The 968-nt window shown below is 69.2% G+C and carries 2 pseudogenes; one reads left to right on the forward strand and one right to left on the reverse strand.

Going from position 1 to position 968, the window contains the following annotated elements:
- A pseudogene (locus G3N92_RS34370) lies at window positions 1-457 on the reverse strand (DUF3416 domain-containing protein); the annotation flags it as partial.
- 312 nt (window positions 458-769) lie between these two features.
- Between G3N92_RS34370 and G3N92_RS34375 the strand changes: the two are divergent.
- Window positions 770-968, forward strand: a pseudogene (locus G3N92_RS34375) (hypothetical protein); the annotation flags it as partial.

Genomic DNA, 968 nt, shown 5'->3' on the forward strand with positions numbered 1-968 from the left:
TGCCCAGCGCCTCGGCCACGTCGGGCTGCGCCACGTCGGCGTAGGCGATCGTCTGCTCGAAGGCCGCCGTGCGCGGATCGATGCGCGCGTCGTCGTGATGGCGCTCCACGTACCACCCGGGCGCGGTCTTGCGCAGCGGGTGCTCCACGGCGATGCGGTCCACCGTCACGTCGAGCATCAGCTTCAGGCCGAATTCGCGGGCCTGTTCGGCGAGTTGGGCGAGCGCGCCGGTCGTGTCGAGCCGGGTGGCTAGCGCGTCGGCCGGGCGGTCGTGATCGGCCACCGCGCGCGGGTGGCCGGCGCCGCCGGCCGCGCTGAAGGCGCCGATCAGCACGTGATCGAAGCCCATTGCCGCAATGCGCTCGAAGCAGGCGGGCCAGGCGTCGAGCGGCCCGACCAGGCGGGCGTCGAGGAAGTACAGATGCGGGGAAAACGGGGATGCAGGAGCAGATGCCATTGGACCGTCCGGTGCATGTGGGCCGCGGCGGTTGCCGCTTGCCCATCGCACTGCCGCAACGGTCGTGCCTGCGATTTCACGGCTCCGGATCCGACGCCGGGCGCGCGCTCCCGATCCGCTGCCTGAGCAGAAAATTCACGGTGTGCGGCAAGTTCAACGATCGGCTGTAGTTTTTACAGCGATGCGCCCGATTTGTTACAGCTCTTACGGGCGACCAATCATGGCGTTACAGATTCCTTTCGGTAGCTTGGCTACACTCGGTGCCATTCCTGTTCACGCACGACAACCGATCAACTGACAAGGGTGCTCACCATGACGAACACACTGACCAAACTCCTCGCGGTGGCGGCGCTTGGCGCGGCCGTTTCGATGCCGGCCTTCGCGGGCGGCGACCTCAACAACGCGCTGGGTGGCGGGCTCGGCGGCCTGGCCGGTGCGGCGCTCGGCGGTGCCGTGGGCGGCAGTACCGGCTCCGTGATCGGCGGCGCGGTGGGCGGCGGCGCGGGTGGGG

Source organism: Burkholderia sp. Ac-20379 (assembly GCF_017104645.1).
In the GTDB taxonomy this organism is placed as follows: domain Bacteria; phylum Pseudomonadota; class Gammaproteobacteria; order Burkholderiales; family Burkholderiaceae; genus Burkholderia.